This is a genomic window from Pseudomonas sp. NPDC086251, from assembly GCF_044746405.1.
Taxonomy (GTDB): domain Bacteria; phylum Pseudomonadota; class Gammaproteobacteria; order Pseudomonadales; family Pseudomonadaceae; genus Aquipseudomonas.
Map to the genome: position 1 here is coordinate 17,746 of NZ_JBIVBY010000023.1, position 17,347 is coordinate 35,092.

Sequence of the window (17,347 nt, forward strand, 5' to 3'; positions counted from 1 at the left end):
CTCCAGTGCGATGAGGAACCTGTGGGAGCGGGCTTGCTCGCGAATGCTGAGTGACATTCAACATTTAAGTCGACTGACACACCGCATTCGCGAGCAAGCCCGCTCCCACAGGGGATGTGTGTTAGGTCAGGACATCGGCGATGACGGCGACGGTATCGCCGCAGCGCACTAGCCCCGGAAAGTGCCGCGCTGCCAACAAGCCACTGCGAGCGGCGCGGTATTCCACCGGTGCCACACCCGTGCGGGAGGCGTCGTAAACCCGGGCAATCACTTCGCCTTGGCTCACGTTGTCACCCAAATCCCGGCACATTTCCAGCAAGCCGTCGTGCTCGCTGGCAATGAAGCAATCGCCATCAGGCATGTCGAGCATGATCGACGGCCCCGTCTGCACTTCGCCTTCAACAATCCCCGCATGCACCAGCAAATTGCGCACCCCGCGCTCGGCAATCGCCACACTGCGTGCGCTGGACGAGCCACCGCCACCCAACTCGGTGGTCACGAAGACTTTGCCCTGGCGTTCAGCGGCGGTGTCGTACATCGCCCCGGCGTCCAGCTCCAGCATGCGCATGCTGTACGGCGCATTGAACGCGCGCATGCCGGCCTCGCATTGCGCCTGCTGCTGTTTATCCGGCAGCACATGGCACGCGGCGAACGGCAGGAAATCCAGGGTGCGGCCACCGGAGTGGATGTCCAGCACGATATCCGCCAGCGGCAACAAGGTGCGGGTGAAGTAATCGGCGATTTTCTCGGTCACCGTGCCGTCCGGTTTACCGGGGAAACTGCGATTCAGATTGCCCTTGTCGATCGGCGACGTACGCCGACCGGCATGAAACGCCGGGGTGTTCATGAACGGCACGATAATCACCCGCCCCGTGACTTCGGCGGCCGTCAGGCCCTGCGCCAGTTTGCTCAGCGCTACCGGACCTTCGTATTCGTCACCGTGATTACCGCCGGTGAGCAGCGCGGTCGGACCCTGACCGCGCGCAATCACCGTGACTGGAATCATCACCGCGCCCCAGGCTGAATCGTCCCGGGAGTACGGCAGTTTGAGGAAGCCGTGCTGCACGCCTTCACGGGCGAAATCCACCGTGGCGCTGATCGGGTTATCAGGCAATTCGCTCATGGCTCAATCCTTCACGAACAGTTGGCGTGGCACATTGCACAGCGTCTCGACACCGGTGTCGGTGATCAAAATGCTTTCGGTGATTTCCAGCCCCCAATCGTCCATCCACAGGCCCGGCATGAAGTGGAAAGTCATGCCCGGTTGCAACACGCTGGTGTCGCCGGGACGCAGGCTCATGGTGCGCTCGCCCCAGTCTGGCGGATAACTGATCCCGATCGGGTAACCGCAACGGCTGTCCTTGTGGATGCCGAATTTCTCCAGCACCTTGAAAAACGCCACGGCGATGTCACCGGTGGTGTTACCTGGTTTGGCCGCGTCGAGCCCGGCGGCGATGCCTTCGACCACGGCTTTTTCGCCGTCGAGAAAGTGCTGCGGCGGTTTGCCCAGGTAGATCGTGCGCGACAGCGGGCAGTGATAGCGTTTGTAGCAACCGGCAATCTCGAAGAACGTGCCCGCGCCCTTTTCGAACGGCGTGTCGTCCCAGGTCAGGTGCGGCGCGCTGGCGTCGGCACCGGTGGGCAACAGCGGCACGATGGCCGGGTAATCGCCGCCATGGCCGTCGGCACCGAGGATGCCGCTGCTGTAGATGTCGGCGACCAGTTCGTTTTTGCGCATGCCCGGCTCGATCCGCTCAAGGATTCGCCCGTGCATGTTTTCGACGATGCGCGCGGCGATGCGCATGTAGGCGATTTCCTGCGGTGACTTGATCGCCCGTTGCCAGTTCACCAGCCCGACCGCATCGATCAGATTGGCCTTCGGCAGGTGTTTCTTCAGCGACAGGTAAGCGGCGGCGCTGAAGTAATAATTATCCATTTCCACGCCGATGGTCAGCGCGTCCCAGCCGCGAGCACTGATGACTTCCCGCGACAGGTAATCCATCGGATGCCGCTCGCGGGACTGCACGTAGATGTCCGGATAACCGACGATGTTCTCGTGCTGCATGAACACCGTGCGCTTGGCGCCGTTGGCGTCTTGCCCGCGACCGAACCACACCGGTTCGCCGTCGAGCGCCAGCAGCACGCATTGGTGAACGTAGAACGACCAACCGTCGTAGCCGGTCAGCCAGGCCATGTTCGACGGATCGGTGACCAGCAACAGCTCGATGCCCTGCGCCTGCATGGCCGCTCGAACCTTGGCCAGACGCTGGGCGTACTCTTCCCGTTGGAACGGGAGATTGACGACTATCTGAGACATGCACAGGCCCTCTGATAAATGACGCACGGATGAAAAAAACCGATTAGCTGCCGAACTGAAAACCCTTGCCGGCCGAGCGCGCGCGCTCGAACGCCAGGTTGGCCATGGCCGTGTCCTGCGCGCCGGTGCCAGTGAGGTCGCACAAGGTGATTTGTGTTTCGCTGGTGCGGCCGGGGCGTTGGCCCGCCAGCACCTGGCCCAGTTCCGCCAGGTTCGATTCGTCGCTGATGACGCCGGCCGTCAGGGCGTGATGCAACTCGCCGAGGAGCCGGGTCTGGCTCAAGCGATCCGCCACGTAGCGGTCGACCCTGGCCAGGGCCTGGGGAGAAATTTCGTTTTTGTGTTCGGCGTCCGAGCCCATGGCGGTGATATGCAGGCCGGGGTGCAAGTGGCGCACATCGATCAGCGGTTCGCGGCTCGGGGTGCAGGTGATTGCGATGTCGACGTCGGCCATCGCTTCATCGACCGTCGCGCACGGCTGGATCGCCAGACCGGTATTGCGCGCCAGCTCAGCGCAGAAGTCTTTGGCCTTGACGCTGTCACGTGCCCAGACCCGAACGCTTTCAATCGGCCGCACCAGGCGCAATGCCTGAAGCTGCAACGCCGCCTGCTCACCGGCACCGATCAGCCCCACGCTACGGCTGTCGGCCCGTGAAAGCGCCCGCGCCGCCACCGCGCCGGCCGCCGCTGTGCGCACAGCGGTCAGGTAACCGTTATCCAGCAACAAGGCGTCGAGCAAACCGGTGCGCGCCGAGAGCAACATCATCATGCCGTTGAGGCTTGGCAGGCCAAGTTTCGGGTTGTCGAAAAAGCCCGGACTGACCTTGATCGCAAAGCGCTCCAGACCTGGCAGGTACGCGGTCTTCACGTCCACTTCGCCGTTGTGCTCCGGAATGTCCAGACGCAGGATCGGCGGCATCGCCACAGCAGCAGTAGCCAGCAAAACAAAGGCCTGTTCGATGGCTTCGATGCTCGGCAGATCCAGCGCCACGCAGCCGCGCAGGTCCGCTTCGCTCAATAAGGTGATTGCACTCATCTACGTTGCGCTCCAGTCAGTCGATTGTTGTTCGGGTTCAGGCATCCGCGCCGGCGAGGACGCGCAGATGCTGGTCGATGTCGACGTTGCGTCCGCTCACCACCACGACCATCGGCCCACGCGGCGCAATCAATCCATCGAGCAACGCGGCAATCCCCACCGCTGCCGCGCCTTCCAGCACCAGTCGCTCTTCGCGGTAGGCATGGCGGAGGGCATTGGCGATGGAGGTTTCGCTGAGCAGGTGCAGGTGATCGCAGAGGTCGCGGGTCATGCTGAAGGTGTAACGGTTATCCAGGCCGATGCCGCCACCGAGCGAGTCGGCGAGGGTCGGCAGCTCTTCGACTTCGACCGGATGCCCGGCCGCTAGGCTGGCGTGCATGGCCGCGCCGCGCTGCATGCTGATGCCGTGGGTGATGATGTTCGGGTTGGCGCTTTTGATTGCCAGCGCCACGCCGGCAAACAGTCCGCCACCGGATAACGGCACAAGAATCTGCGCCACGTCCGGCTGCTGTTCGAGGATTTCCAGCCCCAGCGTGCCCTGCCCGGCAATGATTGCCGGATGATCGAAGGGCGGCAGCAATGTCGCGCCGTGCTCGCTGGCCATTCGTTCGGCCTCGCGCTGGGCATCGTCCTGGGACTGGCCGACGATGCACACCTCGGCGCCCAGATCACGAATCGCCTGGACCTTATTCGCCGGCACTAGATGCGACAGGCAAATCGTCGCCTTCACCCCTTGCCGGGACGCGGCATACGCCAGTGCACGACCGTGATTGCCGGTCGACGCCGCCACCACGCCGCGAGCCTTTTGCTCGACGCTGAGCTGCGCCACGGCATTGCTCGCGCCGCGCAATTTGAAACTGCCGGTGATTTGTTGGGATTCGAGTTTGAGGTAGACCGCTACGCCCAAGCGCTGCGAGAGGCTTGGCGAAAATTCCATGGGGGTGCGCCGGACCAGCGATTCGATTCGTTGGCGAGCGAGGTAAATATCGTTTAGCTGCAGCGCTGACATGACCGCTTCCCACGTGGGTGTTGGGCGCAGTCTAAGAGGGCTCGATTGTCGCGATGAATGTACTAGGGCAATTTAGCCGATAAACTTTTTCGGGGATTTCTCCCCGATCAAAAGTCGTGGATTTGCGGGTACTGACCGAAGATCTCGCGCATGCCGATCAGCGCATCACGCATTTCTTCATCACTGCATTCAGCACCGACACACACTCGCACCGCCCGTGGCCGAGGCGTGCCGCGCACGGTGAACGGGTCGGGCGAAGTCACCGCAATATGCTTGTGGCGCAACGCTCGCACCAGGCTGTCGAGCTCCCAATGCGACGGAATACCGATCCAGGCATTCAAGGCATGGGGATGCTGGGCGAGCAGGTATTCATCAAGGTATTCAGTGACCATCGCCTGACGTCCGCTCAACAGCTTGCGCTGGATGCCCACCAGCGTGTCGGCGCGACCGTCACGAATCCAGCGGGCCGCGATCTCGGACACCATCGGCGTGGCCATCCAGCTGTTGACCCGCAAGATGCTCTCGGTGCGCAGCGCCAGGCGCTTGGGCACCACCAGATAACCGATGCGTAAACCGGTCAGCACCGACTTGGTCATGCTGGTGCAATAGAACGACAGTTCCGGCAGGTAATGGCTGATCGGCGGCGCGCGACGCTCGTCCAGCAACGGGCCGTACACATCGTCTTCGATGATGTGCACGCCGAAACGCCGGGCGATGTCGGCGATCTCACGCCGGCGGCTGTCGGGCATCAGGCTGGTGGTCGGATTGTTCAGGTTCGGTGTGCAGACCAGCGCGGTGATCCGCTCATTGCTGCACATGTCTTCGAAGTGTTCCGGGTCGATGCCATAGCGGTCCATCTCCAGGCCTTTGAGGGTAAACCCCAGCACCTGGGAATTGCCGATCACGCCGTGGTCGGTGACGCCTTCACAGAGCACCACATCATCCGGGCCGGCCAGCGACGCCAGCGCCAGGAAGATCCCGTGGGCCGCGCCGTTGGTGATCAGGATGTCATCGCGCTCGACCCGCAGGCCCTGGCGTGCAATCCAGTGCATGGCCGCTTCGCGGTGCGATTCGAAACCGGCGATGGGACGAAACGCATGAATCCACGGCTGGTCTTCTTCAGTGCTGAGCTCGCGACAGGTCTCACGCCAGAACTGGTCATGCTCGCGGGTGTGCATGATTCGGGTGATGGAGAAATCCACCAGCGCCCGCTCCGGGCTGTCGAGAATGTAGGTGGCCACCCGATCGCTCATGCGCCGCGAGACAAAGCTGCCGCGCCCGACTTCGCAGCGCACCAGGCCCTGACGCTCCAGTTCCTTATAGGCATTGGTGACCGTCTGCACGCTGATGCCCATGGCATCGGCCACGTGCCGCTGGGGTGGCAGGCGCTGATCGTTGGCCAACACACCTTGCTCGATGTCATCGGCGATCGCCTGCACCAGGATCTTGTATTTCGACTCGCCGCTGCGGGCCATTTCCAATGCTGCTTTCCACTTGTCCATCAGCGCTAAAACCCGCGTCAGTGCTCGTCGGGACAGCATCCCGCGAGAATCCATGCAAAGCAATTGTCCTAGTGCAATGCAATCATGCACAGGGCTTTTGTATGCTCGGTCCAGGGTCGATGCCCAGGCTGTCATTCAAGCCCCACAACAAAACCAATCGACCTGTATCGGAACTGTGTCCCGATCAATGGGATCAGTCCTTATACGCTTTGCTCTTGTCACACTGCCTCCTACCACAGAGCCGTCAACGACGGGTCCACAAGAAACAGGAGATTTTATCGATGAGCAATTCCCCTTCCCGCAGCACCCATGTTTTGCGTCGCCTGTTCGTGGCGTGTGCGATGTTCGGCCTGGCCGCCAGCGCCCACGCCGCCAGCACGCTGGAAACCGTCAAGCAGAACAGCAGCATCCGCATCGGTTACGCCAACGAAACCCCGTTCGCCTTTACCGAAACTGACGGCAGGGTCACCGGTGAATCACCGGAAATCGCCAAGGCCATCTTCGAAAAAATGGGCATCAAGAAAGTCGACGGTGTGCTGACCGAGTGGGGTTCTTTGATCCCCGGTCTGCGCGCCGGGCGCTTCGACGTGATTGCCGCCGGCATGTACATCACCCCGGCTCGTTGCAAGCAGGTGCTGTTCACCGACCCGCAATATCAACTGCCGGACGCGCTGCTCACCGCCAAAGGCAACCCGAAGAACCTGCACAGCTATGAAGACATCGCCAAGAACCCTGAGGTGAAACTGGCGATCATGGCCGGCACGGTGAACCTGGCCTATGCGCGGGATTCCGGCGTGAAAGATGCGCAAATCCTTCAGGTGCCGGACACCACCGCCCAGTTGCAAGCCGTGCGCGCCGGTCGTGCCGATGCCGCCGTGGGCACCCAACTGACCATGAAAGGCCTGGCGGCCAAGGGTGGCGAGAAAGTCGAAGCCGTCACCGAGTTCAAGGACGACCCGTCGCACATCGGCTACGGCGCCCTCGCCTTCCGCCCGGAAGACAAGGACCTGCGTGATGCGGTCAATGCCGAACTGAAAAAGTGGCTGGGCTCCGAAGAGCACCTCAAGGCGGTCGCCCCTTTCGGCTTCGACAAATCCAACGTGACAAGCAAAACGGCTGCCGAGCTCTGCGCTCAATAGTCGAGACAGGCATGGCGCCTTGGTGCGATGCCTATTCCCTGCTTAATCCGGATGGCCAGGTTGAATCATGGGTGAATTACTTCCGCTATTGATACAAGGCGCCTGGGTAACGCTCCAGGTGACATTCTTCGGCTCGATACTGGCGATTGTCGCGGCCATTCTGGCGGCGCTCGGACGCATGTCGCCCTGGCGGCCACTGCGCTGGTTTTCCATTGCCTACATTGAAGTGTTCCGCGGCACGTCGTTGCTGGTGCAATTGTTCTGGCTGTTTTTCGTGCTGCCGCTGCCGCCGTTCAACCTTGAGCTGAGCCCTTACAGCGTAGCGATCGTCGGCCTCGGTCTGCACATCGGCGCTTACGGCGCGGAGGTGATGCGCGGTGCGATCAGCTCGGTCGCCAAGGGTCAGTACGAAGCGTCGACGGCGCTGAACTTCAGCGGTTACAAACGCTTTCGCCGGATCATTCTTCCGCAGGCGTTGCTGGCGGCCATTCCGCCGGGCACCAACCTGCTGATCGAATTGCTGAAAAACACTTCGCTGGTGTCGCTGATCACTTTGTCCGACCTGAGCTTTCGGGCGCGGCAACTGGATCAGGCGACCTTCCAGACCCTGGAAATCTTCAGCCTGGCGCTGGTGATGTACTTCGTCCTGGCGCAAGCGATCAACATCGGCATGCGCCGCATTGAACGGCATCTGGCTCGCGGGCGGATGCGTGGAGGTCTGTCATGACCCTGTTCGACTGGACCTATGCCTGGCAGATCCTGCCCGATTTGCTGCGCGCCTCGCTCAACACCGTGGGCATTACCCTGATCGGCTTCCTGATCGCCATTGTCCTGGGGCTGTTCCTGGCCATCGGCCGCCGCAGCCGCCGCGTCTGGCTGGCATGGCCGGCCACCGCAGTGATCGAGTTCATTCGCAGCACGCCGCTGCTGATCCAGGTGTATTTCCTCTACTACGTGCTGCCCAACTACGGCGTCAGCATGACCGCCATGCAAGTGGGGATTCTCGGCATCGGCCTGCATTACGCCTGCTACATCGCCGAGGTCTATCGCGGTGGTCTCGACGCCGTGCCGCGAGCGCAATGGGAGGCCGTCACGGCGTTGAACATCGCGCCGTACAGTGCTTATCGCAACATCATCCTGCCTCAGGCCTTGCGGCCGATCCTGCCGCCATTGGGCAACTACCTGGTGGCGATGCTCAAGGACACGCCGGTGCTGTCGGCGATTACCGTGGTGGAAATCATGCAGCAGGCCAAGAACATCGGCTCCGAGAACTTCCGTTATCTGGAACCGATCACCATGGTCGGTCTGTTTTTCCTCGCCCTGAGCATCGCTTTGGCTTATCTGGTACGGCGCCTTGAAGTGCGCCTGGAGCTACGCTAATGACTTCTCCACTCTCGACACCCAGCGACCTTTCCCGGCGCAGCAACCCGACCCCGCTGCATCCGCAGGAGGCCACGGCCATGCAGACACCCAACACGGCCAAACCGATTGTCAGCTTCCAGGACGTCACCAAGAGCTACGGCAACTTCACCGTGCTCGATCACTTGAACCTGGACGTCACGCCAGGCGAGAAAGTCGCGATCATCGGCCCCAGCGGTTCGGGCAAGTCCACGCTGCTGCGGGTGCTGATGACGCTCGAAGGCATCGATGACGGCGTAATCCGCATTGAGGACGACCTGCTGACCCACATGCCCAATCGCAACGGCGTGCTGGTGCCGGCCAACGATCGGCATATCCGCCGTGTGCGCGGCAAGATCGGCATGGTGTTTCAGAGTTTCAACCTGTTTCCGCACATGACGGCGCTGCAAAATGTGATCGAGGCGCCGGTGCAGGTGCTCGGCATGAAACCCGTGGAGGCGCGCGAGCGCGCGGCGGACTTGCTGGAATTGGTCGGGCTGGGCAGCAAGCTGGGGCATTACCCTTCGCAACTGTCTGGCGGGCAGCAACAGCGGGTGGCGATTGCCCGGGCGTTGGCGATGCGGCCCAAGGTCATGCTGTTCGACGAAGTGACCTCGGCGCTCGACCCGGAACTGTGTGGCGAAGTGCTCAACGTGATTCGCAAGCTGGGTGCCGAACACAACCTGACCATGTTGATGGTCACGCACCAGATGGGCTTCGCCCGGGAGTTTGCCGATCGCGTGTGCTTCTTCTACAAGGGGCAGATTCACGAACAGGGCACACCGGCGCAGATCTTCGAGCATCCACAGCAGGAGCGTACGTGTGCGTTTCTCAGTGCGGTGAAAGAAGCCAACTAGGTACGCAGATGCCAATGTGGGAGCGGGCTTGCTCGCGAAGGCGGTGTGTCAGTCGACGTTAATATCGCCTGACACACCGCCTTCGCGAGCAAGCCCGCTCCCACAATGGTTTTGCGGTGTTATGGGTATTGCTGAACAGTGCCTGGTTGCTGGGCACCACCATACTGCTGACCCGGAATCGCCTTCAGGTTGACTTCGACGCGACGGTTTTGCGCCCGGCCATTGACGTCACCGTTGCTGGCAACCGGGTTGTCCGGGCCTGCGCCACGGGCGCTCAAGTTGGTGCCGCTCACACCTTGGGACGTCAGGTAAGTCGCCACGCTCTGGGCGCGACGCTGGGACAGGTCCATGTTGTGCTGGCGGCTGCCGGTGCTGTCGGTGTAGCCGACGATTTCAATCTGGTTCTGGTTGAACTCCTTGAGCGAGCCCGCCAGGTTGTTCAGCGGCTGATAGAAGCTCGATGCGATGTTCGCCGAATCGGTGGCGAAGGTGATATTGCCTGGCATGATCAGCTTGATCTGATCGCCCTGGCGCTGCACTTCAACGCCGGTGTTGGCCATGCTGGCGCGCAGCTTCTTCTCTTGCTGGTCGGCGTAGTAACCGTAACCGGCAGCGGAAGCACCGACCACTGCGGCGCCAATCAGCGCGCCCTTGCCACGGTTATTGTGGTCGATGGCGGCACCAGCCAGTGCGCCGGCGAGAGCGCCGAGGCCACCGTACTTGGCGGTTTTGCTCATGCCCGTGGAGCCACCATCAGCCTGACCCTGGTTGTCGTAAGGGTTAGGCGAGGCGCAGCCAGACAACAAGGCCACAGCGGTAGCGACAATAATCAAACGACGCGTGGTGAACATGTAGAGCTCCTACTTTTTTGCATTCTGTGGTGCAACGGACAAGGCATCAGCCTTTGCGGGCGTTGGATCATTTCGGCAGACAAAAATTCCGTCTGTAACAATTAAGCCCGGACAAAAGGATTCTCACGCATTTCATCGCCCAGCCTCGTGTCCGGACCATGCCCGGTCACCACGGTCGCCTCTTCATCGAGGGTATACAGGCGCTGCTTGATCGAACGCACGATGGTCGCCTGATCGCCACCCCACAAATCCGTGCGCCCTACCCCGCGCCGAAACAGCGTATCGCCGGCAATCAGCAGCTTAGCTTCTGAAAACCAAAAGCTCATGGAACCGGGCGTATGACCGGGCGTGTGCAACGCAACGCCACAGCCGCAAGCCAATTCCTCATCATCGGCCAACCAGCGATCCGGCGACGGCACAGGGATGTACGGAACGCCGAACATCTGGCACTGCATCTCCAGATTGTCCCAGAGGAATTGATCTTCCTTGTGCAAATGCAGGGTCGCGCCGGTTTTCTCCTTCAACTGACCCGAAGCCAGGAAGTGGTCGAGGTGCGCGTGGGTGTGAATGATGCTGACCACCTTCAAGCCCAGCGCGTCGAGCCGCGCCAGGATCAATTCGTGATTGCCGCCCGGATCGACCACGATCGCCTTTTTGGTAATCGGATCGCCAATGATCGTGCAGTTGCACTGCAACGGGCCGACGGGGAAGGTTTCGCGGATGAGTGTGGGTTTTGCGGTATCCATAAAGAGTCCTGGGAAGGGCAAGGCAGACGTGTACACAGACAATTGAAGGCCTAAGGATTATACGGGCGCGGCCGATAGAAAAGGCCGGGGTTGCCATACGTCGGCGCTCATCAAAAAAATAGTGGCCATATGATGTCAATGGCGCTATTTCTCATGCAAAATTGCAGATTGTAGCGGCCGCATCAGGAAGGGCCGCAGCCTAACTCAGGAATTTCACCTGCCACGCCCCACTGGTTACAGCTATAGCACGACTTCTTCACTGACCGGATTTGGACCGGTCGACAGTCTTATCTCCGGTTTCCAATGGGAAAGCACGAAGTGGTACGTGCCTGGGGCGGTGACCAGCCTGACGTACAGTTTTATATCACCTGCCACCTCCAAGTTCGCCCCGACCTACAGTGCCGACAATGAGTACAAAGACATGTACGCATTGACGGCGGCGCAGCAGACAGCGGCTACCGGTGCGCTCGCCGCATGGAGTGCCGTCGCCAACATCACCTTCCAGCAAATCTCCGAAACTTCGTTCAATGTGGGCGATATACGCTTCGGTGGTTATGCGCAGCTCGATGACGACGCGGCCGCCTGGGCTTATTACCCGGCCGATACCCCTAATGGTGGCGATGTCTGGATCGGACCGAATACCAACGACCTGACGCCTGATAAAGGCAGTTATGACTTCATGACGTTCATCCATGAAATCGGTCATTCCATCGGCCTCAAGCACTCGTTCGCGCCGGGGGGGACAAACTGGACCACGATCGATCCGTCGCTGGACGACGTTGCGTTGACCGTCATGAGCTACAACAATAATTACTCTTACCTGCCTACCACCCCGATGCTGCTCGACATTCTGGCGATCCAGAGCCTCTATGGCGCCAATAATAATTGGATGACGGGCAACAACGTTTATTCCTGGGCACCGACCCAATCGGTGTTCGAAACCATCTGGGACGCCGGTGGTAACGATAGTATCGACGGCAGCAACCAGTTGGCCTCGGTGCGCATCAACCTCAATGAAGGTCAGTTCAGCCAGATCGGCAAAGCATTCACCGACCAGAACGGCGATGCTTTCAATGAAGGGCTGGCGATTGCCTTTGGCGCCAAGATCGAAAACGCTTATGGCTCGGCGTTTGATGACTCGTTGATCGGCAACGCGATGAGTAACTTGCTCAATGGCATGGCGGGCGCGGATACCATGGATGGCGGCGCCGGCAATGACAGTTACATTGTCGACAACGTCGGCGATGTGGTCATTGAGCGTGGCACATCGTTGTCGGAAATCGATACGGTCTATTCCTACATCGACTACACCTTGGGCAACAACGTCGAGAACCTGATCCTGGTAGACGGAGCCAACCTCAACGGCACCGGCAACGCCCTGAACAACGTGATCACCGGTAGCGCCAACAACAACATCCTGGACGGCGGCATTGGCGCCGACTACCTGGCTGGCGGCGCGGGCAACGATACCTACATCGTCGACAACATCGGCGACGTAATCGTTGAAACCAACACGTTGGGCAGTGGGACCGACACCGTGTTCTCCTCGGTGAGCTACACCCTGAGTGCCAACGTGGAAAACCTGACGCTGACTGGCACGGCCAACATCTACGGCGTCGGCAACGCCTCAAACAACATAATCACCGGCAATGATGGCAACAACCAGCTCAACGGTGGTGCCGGCCTGGACACCCTGATCGGCGGCAAGGGCAACGACGACTACGGTCTCGATCAGGCCGGAGAACTCGCCCTGGTCCAGGAAAATGCCAACGAAGGCATCGATACCCTTTACGTCACCTACAACGCCACGGCACAAACCAACACCGTCGACCTTAATTTGAGCAATCTGCAGAACGTCGAGAACGTGCTGTTGCTTGGCAGCGGGGACTTTACGGTGTTGGGCAACAACCTGAACAACACCTTGACCGGCAACACGGCAGGTAACCTTCTCAATGGCGGCCTCGGTGCGGATGTCATGATCGGTGGCGCCGGTAATGACGCCTACATCGTCGACAACATCGGCGATGCGGTCATTGAGACCAGTACCTTGGCCAACGAATTCGACACGGTCTACTCCTACATCGATTACACCCTGGGTGCCAACGTCGAAAGCCTGACACTGGTGGGCGGCGCCAACCTCAACGGCACCGGCAACACCCTGAACAACTTCATCACCGGCAACGCCGGCGACAACCTCCTGGACGGCGGCCTCGGTGCGGACGTCATGAGCGGCGGCGATGGCAACGACACCTACCTCGTCGACAACATCGGCGATGTGATCAGCGAGACCAGTACCGGTGGGATCGACACCGTGCGTACTTCGATGAGCTACACCCTGAGCGCCAACGTGGAAAACCTCATGCTGACCGGCGTGGCCAACATCAATGGCATCGGCAACGCCCTGGACAACGTGATCACCGGTAACGATGGCAACAACCAGCTTAACGGCGGTGCCGGTCTGGATACCCTGATCGGCGGCAAGGGCAACGACGACTACGGCCTGGATCAGGCCGGCGAACTGGCCCTGGTCCAGGAAAATGCCAGCGAAGGCACTGACACCCTGTTCATCACCTACGCCGCTACGGCTCAGACCGATGTCGTCGACCTCAATCTGAGCAACCTGCAGAACGTCGAAAACGTGCTGTTGCTCGGCACCGGCGCCTTCACCGCGCTGGGCAACAACCTGAACAACAGCCTGACCGGCAACAGTGCCAACAACGTTCTGGACGGCGGCCTCGGTGCGGACGTCATGAGTGGCGGCGATGGCAACGACACTTATATCGTCGACAACATCGGTGATGTGATCAGCGAGAGCAACACCCTCGCCGGCGGAATCGACACCGTGCGCTCTTCGGTGAGTTACACCCTGAGCGCCAACCTGGAGAACCTCACGCTGACCGGCACCGCCGACCTCAATGGCATCGGCAACGCCCAGGGCAACGTGATCACCGGTAACGATGGCAACAACCAGCTCAATGGCGGCGCGGGCCTGGACACCCTGATCGGCGGCAAGGGCAACGACGACTACGGCCTTGATCAGGCCGGCGAGCTGGCTCTGGTCCAGGAAAATGCCAGCGAAGGCACCGACACCCTGTTCATTACCTACGCAGCGACGGCCCAGAGCAACACCGTCGACCTGAACCTGAGCAACCTGCAGAACGTCGAGAACGTGCTGTTGCTCGGCACCGGCGCCTTTACCGCGCTGGGCAACGACTTGAACAACACCCTCACGGGCAACGCTGCCGACAACCTCCTCAACGGCGGCCTCGGTGCGGACGTCATGATCGGTGGCGCCGGAAATGACAGTTACGTCGTTGACAACATCGGCGATGCGGTCATTGAGACCAGTACCTTGGCCAACGAGTTTGACACGGTCTACTCCTACATCGATTACACCCTGGGCACGAACCTTGACAACCTGACACTCGCAGGCGGCGCCAACCTCAACGGCACCGGCAACGCCCTGAACAACATGATCACCGGCAACGCTGGCAGTAACATTCTGAACGGCGGCCTGGGGACTGATTATCTGGTGGGCGGCGCAGGCAACGACACCTACATCGTCGACAACATTGGCGATGTGATCAGTGAAACCAGCACGTTGGTCAGCGAAATCGACACCGTGTTCTCTTCAGTGAGCTACACCCTGAGCGCCAACCTGGAAAACCTCACGCTGACCGGCGTAGCCAACATCAATGGCATCGGTAACGCCCTGGACAACGTGATCACCGGTAACGATGGCAACAACCAGCTCAACGGTGGTGCCGGCCTGGACACCCTGATCGGCGGCAAGGGCAACGACGACTATGGCCTGGATCAGGCCGGCGAACTGGCCCTGGTCCAGGAAAATGCCAGCGAAGGCACCGACACGCTGTTCATTACCTACGCAGCGACGGCCCAGAGCAATACCGTCGACCTGAGCCTGAGCAACCTGCAGAACGTCGAAAACGTGCTGTTGCTCGGCACCGGTGCTTTTATTGCGTTGGGTAACGACCTGAACAACACCCTCACGGGCAACACTGCCGACAACCTCCTCAACGGCGGCCTCGGTGCGGACGTCATGATCGGTGGCGCCGGAAATGACAGTTACGTCGTTGACAACATCGGCGATGCGGTCATTGAGACCAGTACCTTGGCCAACGAGTTTGACACGGTCTACTCCTACATCGATTACACCTTGGGTGCCAACGTCGAGAGCCTGACACTGGTGGGCGGCGCCAACCTCAACGGCACCGGCAACACTCTGAACAACTTCATCACCGGCAACGCCGGCGACAACCTCCTGGACGGCGGCCTCGGTGCCGACGTCATGAGCGGCGGCGATGGCAACGACACCTACCTCGTCGACAACATCGGCGACGTGATCAGCGAGACCAGTACCGGTGGGATCGACACCGTGCGTACTTCGATGAGCTACACCCTGAGCGCCAACGTGGAAAACCTCATGCTGACCGGCGTGGCCAACATCAATGGCATCGGCAACGCCCTGGACAACGTGATCACCGGTAACGATGGCAACAACCAGCTTAACGGCGGTGCCGGTCTGGATACCCTGATCGGCGGCAAGGGCAACGACGACTACGGCCTGGATCAGGCCGGCGAACTGGCCCTGGTCCAGGAAAATGCCAGCGAAGGCACTGACACCCTGTTCATCACCTACGCCGCTACGGCTCAGACCGATATCGTCGACCTCAATCTGAGCAACCTGCAGAACGTCGAAAACGTGCTGTTGCTCGGCACCGGCGCCTTCACCGCGCTGGGCAACAACCTGAACAACACCCTCACCGGCAACACGGCCGACAACCTCCTCGATGGCGGCTCCGGCGCGGACGTCATGATCGGCGGCACCGGCAACGACACTTATATCGTCGACAACATCGGTGATGTGATCAGCGAGACCAACACCCTCGCGGGCGGAATCGACACCGTGCGCTCTTCGGTGAGTTACACCCTGAGCGCCAACGTGGAGAACCTCACGCTGACCGGCACCGCCGACCTCAATGGCATCGGCAACGCCCAGGGCAACGTGATCATCGGCAACGATGGCAACAACCAGCTCAATGGCGGCGGAGGTGTGGACACCCTGATCGGCGGCAAGGGCAACGACGACTACGGTCTCGATCAAGCCGAAGAGTTATACATGGTTCAGGAAAACGCCAATGAAGGCACCGACACCCTGTACATCACCTACAACTCCGTGACCCAGCCTACGGGCTCGCCGAGCATGGTCAACCTGTACCAGAGCAACCTGCTGAATATCGAAAACGTGCTGTTGCTCGGGGCTGGTGCCTTTAACTTGACGGGCAACGACCTGAACAACATCCTGACCGGCAACAGTGCTGACAACGTCCTCGTCGGCGGCGGCGGTGCGGACACCCTGATCGGCGGTGCCGGCAATGACAGCTACGACGTCGACAACGTCGGCGATGTGGTCATCGAAACCAGTACCTTGGCCAGCGAAATCGACACCATTTATTCCACCGTCGATTACACCTTGGGCGCTAACCTCGAAAACCTGATGCTGGTGGGCAGTGGCAACCTCCACGGCACCGGTAACGCCCTGAATAACGTGATCAACGGCTACATCGGCGACAACGTCCTGGACGGTGGCCTCGGTGCGGACATCATGAGCGGCGGCGATGGCAACGACACTTACATCGTCGACAACTTTGGTGACGTGGTCGTCGAGACCAGTGCCCCGGCCGGTGGGATCGACACCGTGCGCTCTTCGGTGAGCTACGTCCTGGGCGCCAATCTGGAGAACCTCACGCTGACCGGTACAGCCGACCTCGAGGGCTTTGGCAACGCCTCGAACAACGTGATCACCGGCAACGACGGCGACAACCGGCTCAATGGCGACGCCGGTGTGGACACCCTGATCGGTGGCAAGGGCAACGACAATTATTACCTTGATCAGGCTGGCGAACTGGCTCTGGTCCAGGAAAACGTCAATGAAGGCACCGACACCCTGAACGTCGTCTTCAACGCTTGGGCACAGACCACCGTCGACCTCAATCTGAGTAATCTGCACAACATCGAAAACGTGATGTTGCTCGGCAACGGGGCTTTCACAGCCCTGGGCAATAGCCTGAACAACACCCTGACCGGCAACTTCAACTCCGACACCCTGGACGGTGGCGCAGGCGCCGACATCCTCACCGGCGGTGCAGGTGCCGATAAGTTCGTTTTCAGTGCTGTGAGCGAGATGGGCACGGGCGTCAATCGCGATGTCATCACCGACTTCAGCAGTCTGCAGGGCGATAAGATCGATCTGACGAAGTTCGACGCCAACTTGCTGAGCGGTGGTTTCAATGGCTTCAGCTTCATTGGCGCCGGTGACTTTACCGGTGCAGGCCAACTGCGTTTCGTCGACCATGTGCTCTACGGCAACGTCAATGGCGACCTGGGCGCGGACTTCGAAATCCAGTTGGTAGGCGTCAACACCTTCAGTGCAAGCGATTTGACCGCATAACACCGGCAACACCCTGAAAA

General features: G+C 60.4%; 12 protein-coding genes. 5 read left to right on the forward strand and 7 right to left on the reverse strand.

The window, feature by feature from the left end:
- Window positions 1-121: 121 nt before the first annotated feature.
- The 5 genes from doeB to ACIPL2_RS24230 all read right to left on the reverse strand — a co-directional run bounded on the left by doeB (window position 122) and on the right by ACIPL2_RS24230 (window position 5,864).
- The gene (doeB, locus tag ACIPL2_RS24210) at window positions 122-1,123 is read right to left on the reverse strand and encodes a N(2)-acetyl-L-2,4-diaminobutanoate deacetylase DoeB (RefSeq protein WP_401360531.1); all 1,002 of its coding nucleotides are present in this window, start codon (window positions 1,121-1,123) and stop codon (window positions 122-124) included.
- 3 nt (window positions 1,124-1,126) lie between these two features.
- On the reverse strand, window positions 1,127-2,317 hold the full coding sequence (doeA, locus tag ACIPL2_RS24215; protein ID WP_401360533.1) for an ectoine hydrolase DoeA: 1,191 nt from the start codon (window positions 2,315-2,317) through the stop codon (window positions 1,127-1,129).
- A 43-nt stretch (window positions 2,318-2,360) separates the two neighbouring features.
- Window positions 2,361-3,353 (reverse strand): ectoine utilization protein EutC, encoded by a 993-nt coding sequence (eutC, locus tag ACIPL2_RS24220; protein WP_401360535.1) that lies wholly within the window; start codon window positions 3,351-3,353, stop codon window positions 2,361-2,363.
- Between the two features lie 37 nt (window positions 3,354-3,390).
- Complete coding sequence (gene eutB / locus ACIPL2_RS24225) at window positions 3,391-4,362, reverse strand: hydroxyectoine utilization dehydratase EutB (RefSeq protein WP_401360537.1); 972 nt, start codon at window positions 4,360-4,362, stop codon at window positions 3,391-3,393.
- Window positions 4,363-4,469: 107 nt separating this feature from the next.
- Window positions 4,470-5,864 carry a PLP-dependent aminotransferase family protein gene (locus ACIPL2_RS24230; protein ID WP_401360667.1) on the reverse strand — a complete coding sequence of 465 codons (1,395 nt, stop codon included), beginning with the start codon at window positions 5,862-5,864 and terminating at the stop codon, window positions 4,470-4,472.
- A gap of 281 nt (window positions 5,865-6,145) precedes the next feature.
- Here ACIPL2_RS24230 and ehuB point away from each other — a divergent pair, with 281 nt between their 5' ends.
- The 4 genes from ehuB (at window position 6,146) to ehuA (ending at window position 9,258) form a co-directional block, all read left to right on the forward strand.
- The gene (gene ehuB / locus ACIPL2_RS24235; RefSeq protein ID WP_401360539.1) at window positions 6,146-7,003 is read left to right on the forward strand and encodes an ectoine/hydroxyectoine ABC transporter substrate-binding protein EhuB; all 858 of its coding nucleotides are present in this window, start codon (window positions 6,146-6,148) and stop codon (window positions 7,001-7,003) included.
- Window positions 7,004-7,070: 67 nt separating this feature from the next.
- Window positions 7,071-7,730, forward strand: a complete 660-nt coding sequence (gene ehuC, locus ACIPL2_RS24240; RefSeq protein ID WP_401360541.1) for an ectoine/hydroxyectoine ABC transporter permease subunit EhuC — start codon at window positions 7,071-7,073, stop codon at window positions 7,728-7,730.
- Window positions 7,727-8,383 (forward strand): ectoine/hydroxyectoine ABC transporter permease subunit EhuD, encoded by a 657-nt coding sequence (gene ehuD, locus ACIPL2_RS24245; protein ID WP_149420246.1) that lies wholly within the window; start codon window positions 7,727-7,729, stop codon window positions 8,381-8,383. Before ehuC ends, ehuD begins: the two co-directional genes overlap by 4 nt.
- An 80-nt stretch (window positions 8,384-8,463) precedes the next feature.
- Window positions 8,464-9,258, forward strand: coding sequence for an ectoine/hydroxyectoine ABC transporter ATP-binding protein EhuA (ehuA, locus tag ACIPL2_RS24250; protein ID WP_401360669.1), 795 nt, complete (start codon window positions 8,464-8,466; stop codon window positions 9,256-9,258).
- Between the two features lie 119 nt (window positions 9,259-9,377).
- Here ehuA and ACIPL2_RS24255 read toward each other — a convergent pair whose 3' ends face one another.
- A complete protein-coding gene (locus ACIPL2_RS24255) occupies window positions 9,378-10,109 on the reverse strand; it encodes an OmpA family protein (protein WP_401360544.1) in 732 nt (243 codons plus the stop codon).
- Window positions 10,110-10,210: 101 nt separating this feature from the next.
- A complete protein-coding gene (locus tag ACIPL2_RS24260; RefSeq protein ID WP_401360546.1) occupies window positions 10,211-10,855 on the reverse strand; it encodes an MBL fold metallo-hydrolase in 645 nt (214 codons plus the stop codon).
- A 337-nt stretch (window positions 10,856-11,192) separates the two neighbouring features.
- On the opposite strand from ACIPL2_RS24260, the gene ACIPL2_RS24265 reads away from it, so the two are divergent.
- Window positions 11,193-17,327 (forward strand): M10 family metallopeptidase C-terminal domain-containing protein, encoded by a 6,135-nt coding sequence (locus ACIPL2_RS24265; protein ID WP_401360671.1) that lies wholly within the window; start codon window positions 11,193-11,195, stop codon window positions 17,325-17,327.
- Window positions 17,328-17,347: the final 20 nt, after the last annotated feature.

Bases quoted from the DNA above. Each gene is read 5' to 3' on its own strand.
- doeB (WP_401360531.1), bottom strand. From the start codon at position 1,123: ATGAGCGAATTGCCTGATAACCCGATCAGCGCCACGGTGGATTTCGCC.
- doeA (WP_401360533.1), bottom strand. From the start codon at position 2,317: ATGTCTCAGATAGTCGTCAATCTCCCGTTCCAACGGGAAGAGTACGCC.
- eutC (WP_401360535.1), bottom strand. From the start codon at position 3,353: ATGAGTGCAATCACCTTATTGAGCGAAGCGGACCTGCGCGGCTGCGTG.
- eutB (WP_401360537.1), bottom strand. From the start codon at position 4,362: ATGTCAGCGCTGCAGCTAAACGATATTTACCTCGCTCGCCAACGAATC.
- ACIPL2_RS24230 (WP_401360667.1), bottom strand. From the start codon at position 5,864: ATGGACAAGTGGAAAGCAGCATTGGAAATGGCCCGCAGCGGCGAGTCG.
- ehuB (WP_401360539.1), top strand. From the start codon at position 6,146: ATGAGCAATTCCCCTTCCCGCAGCACCCATGTTTTGCGTCGCCTGTTC.
- ehuC (WP_401360541.1), top strand. From the start codon at position 7,071: ATGGGTGAATTACTTCCGCTATTGATACAAGGCGCCTGGGTAACGCTC.
- ehuD (WP_149420246.1), top strand. From the start codon at position 7,727: ATGACCCTGTTCGACTGGACCTATGCCTGGCAGATCCTGCCCGATTTG.
- ehuA (WP_401360669.1), top strand. From the start codon at position 8,464: ATGCAGACACCCAACACGGCCAAACCGATTGTCAGCTTCCAGGACGTC.
- ACIPL2_RS24255 (WP_401360544.1), bottom strand. From the start codon at position 10,109: ATGTTCACCACGCGTCGTTTGATTATTGTCGCTACCGCTGTGGCCTTG.
- ACIPL2_RS24260 (WP_401360546.1), bottom strand. From the start codon at position 10,855: ATGGATACCGCAAAACCCACACTCATCCGCGAAACCTTCCCCGTCGGC.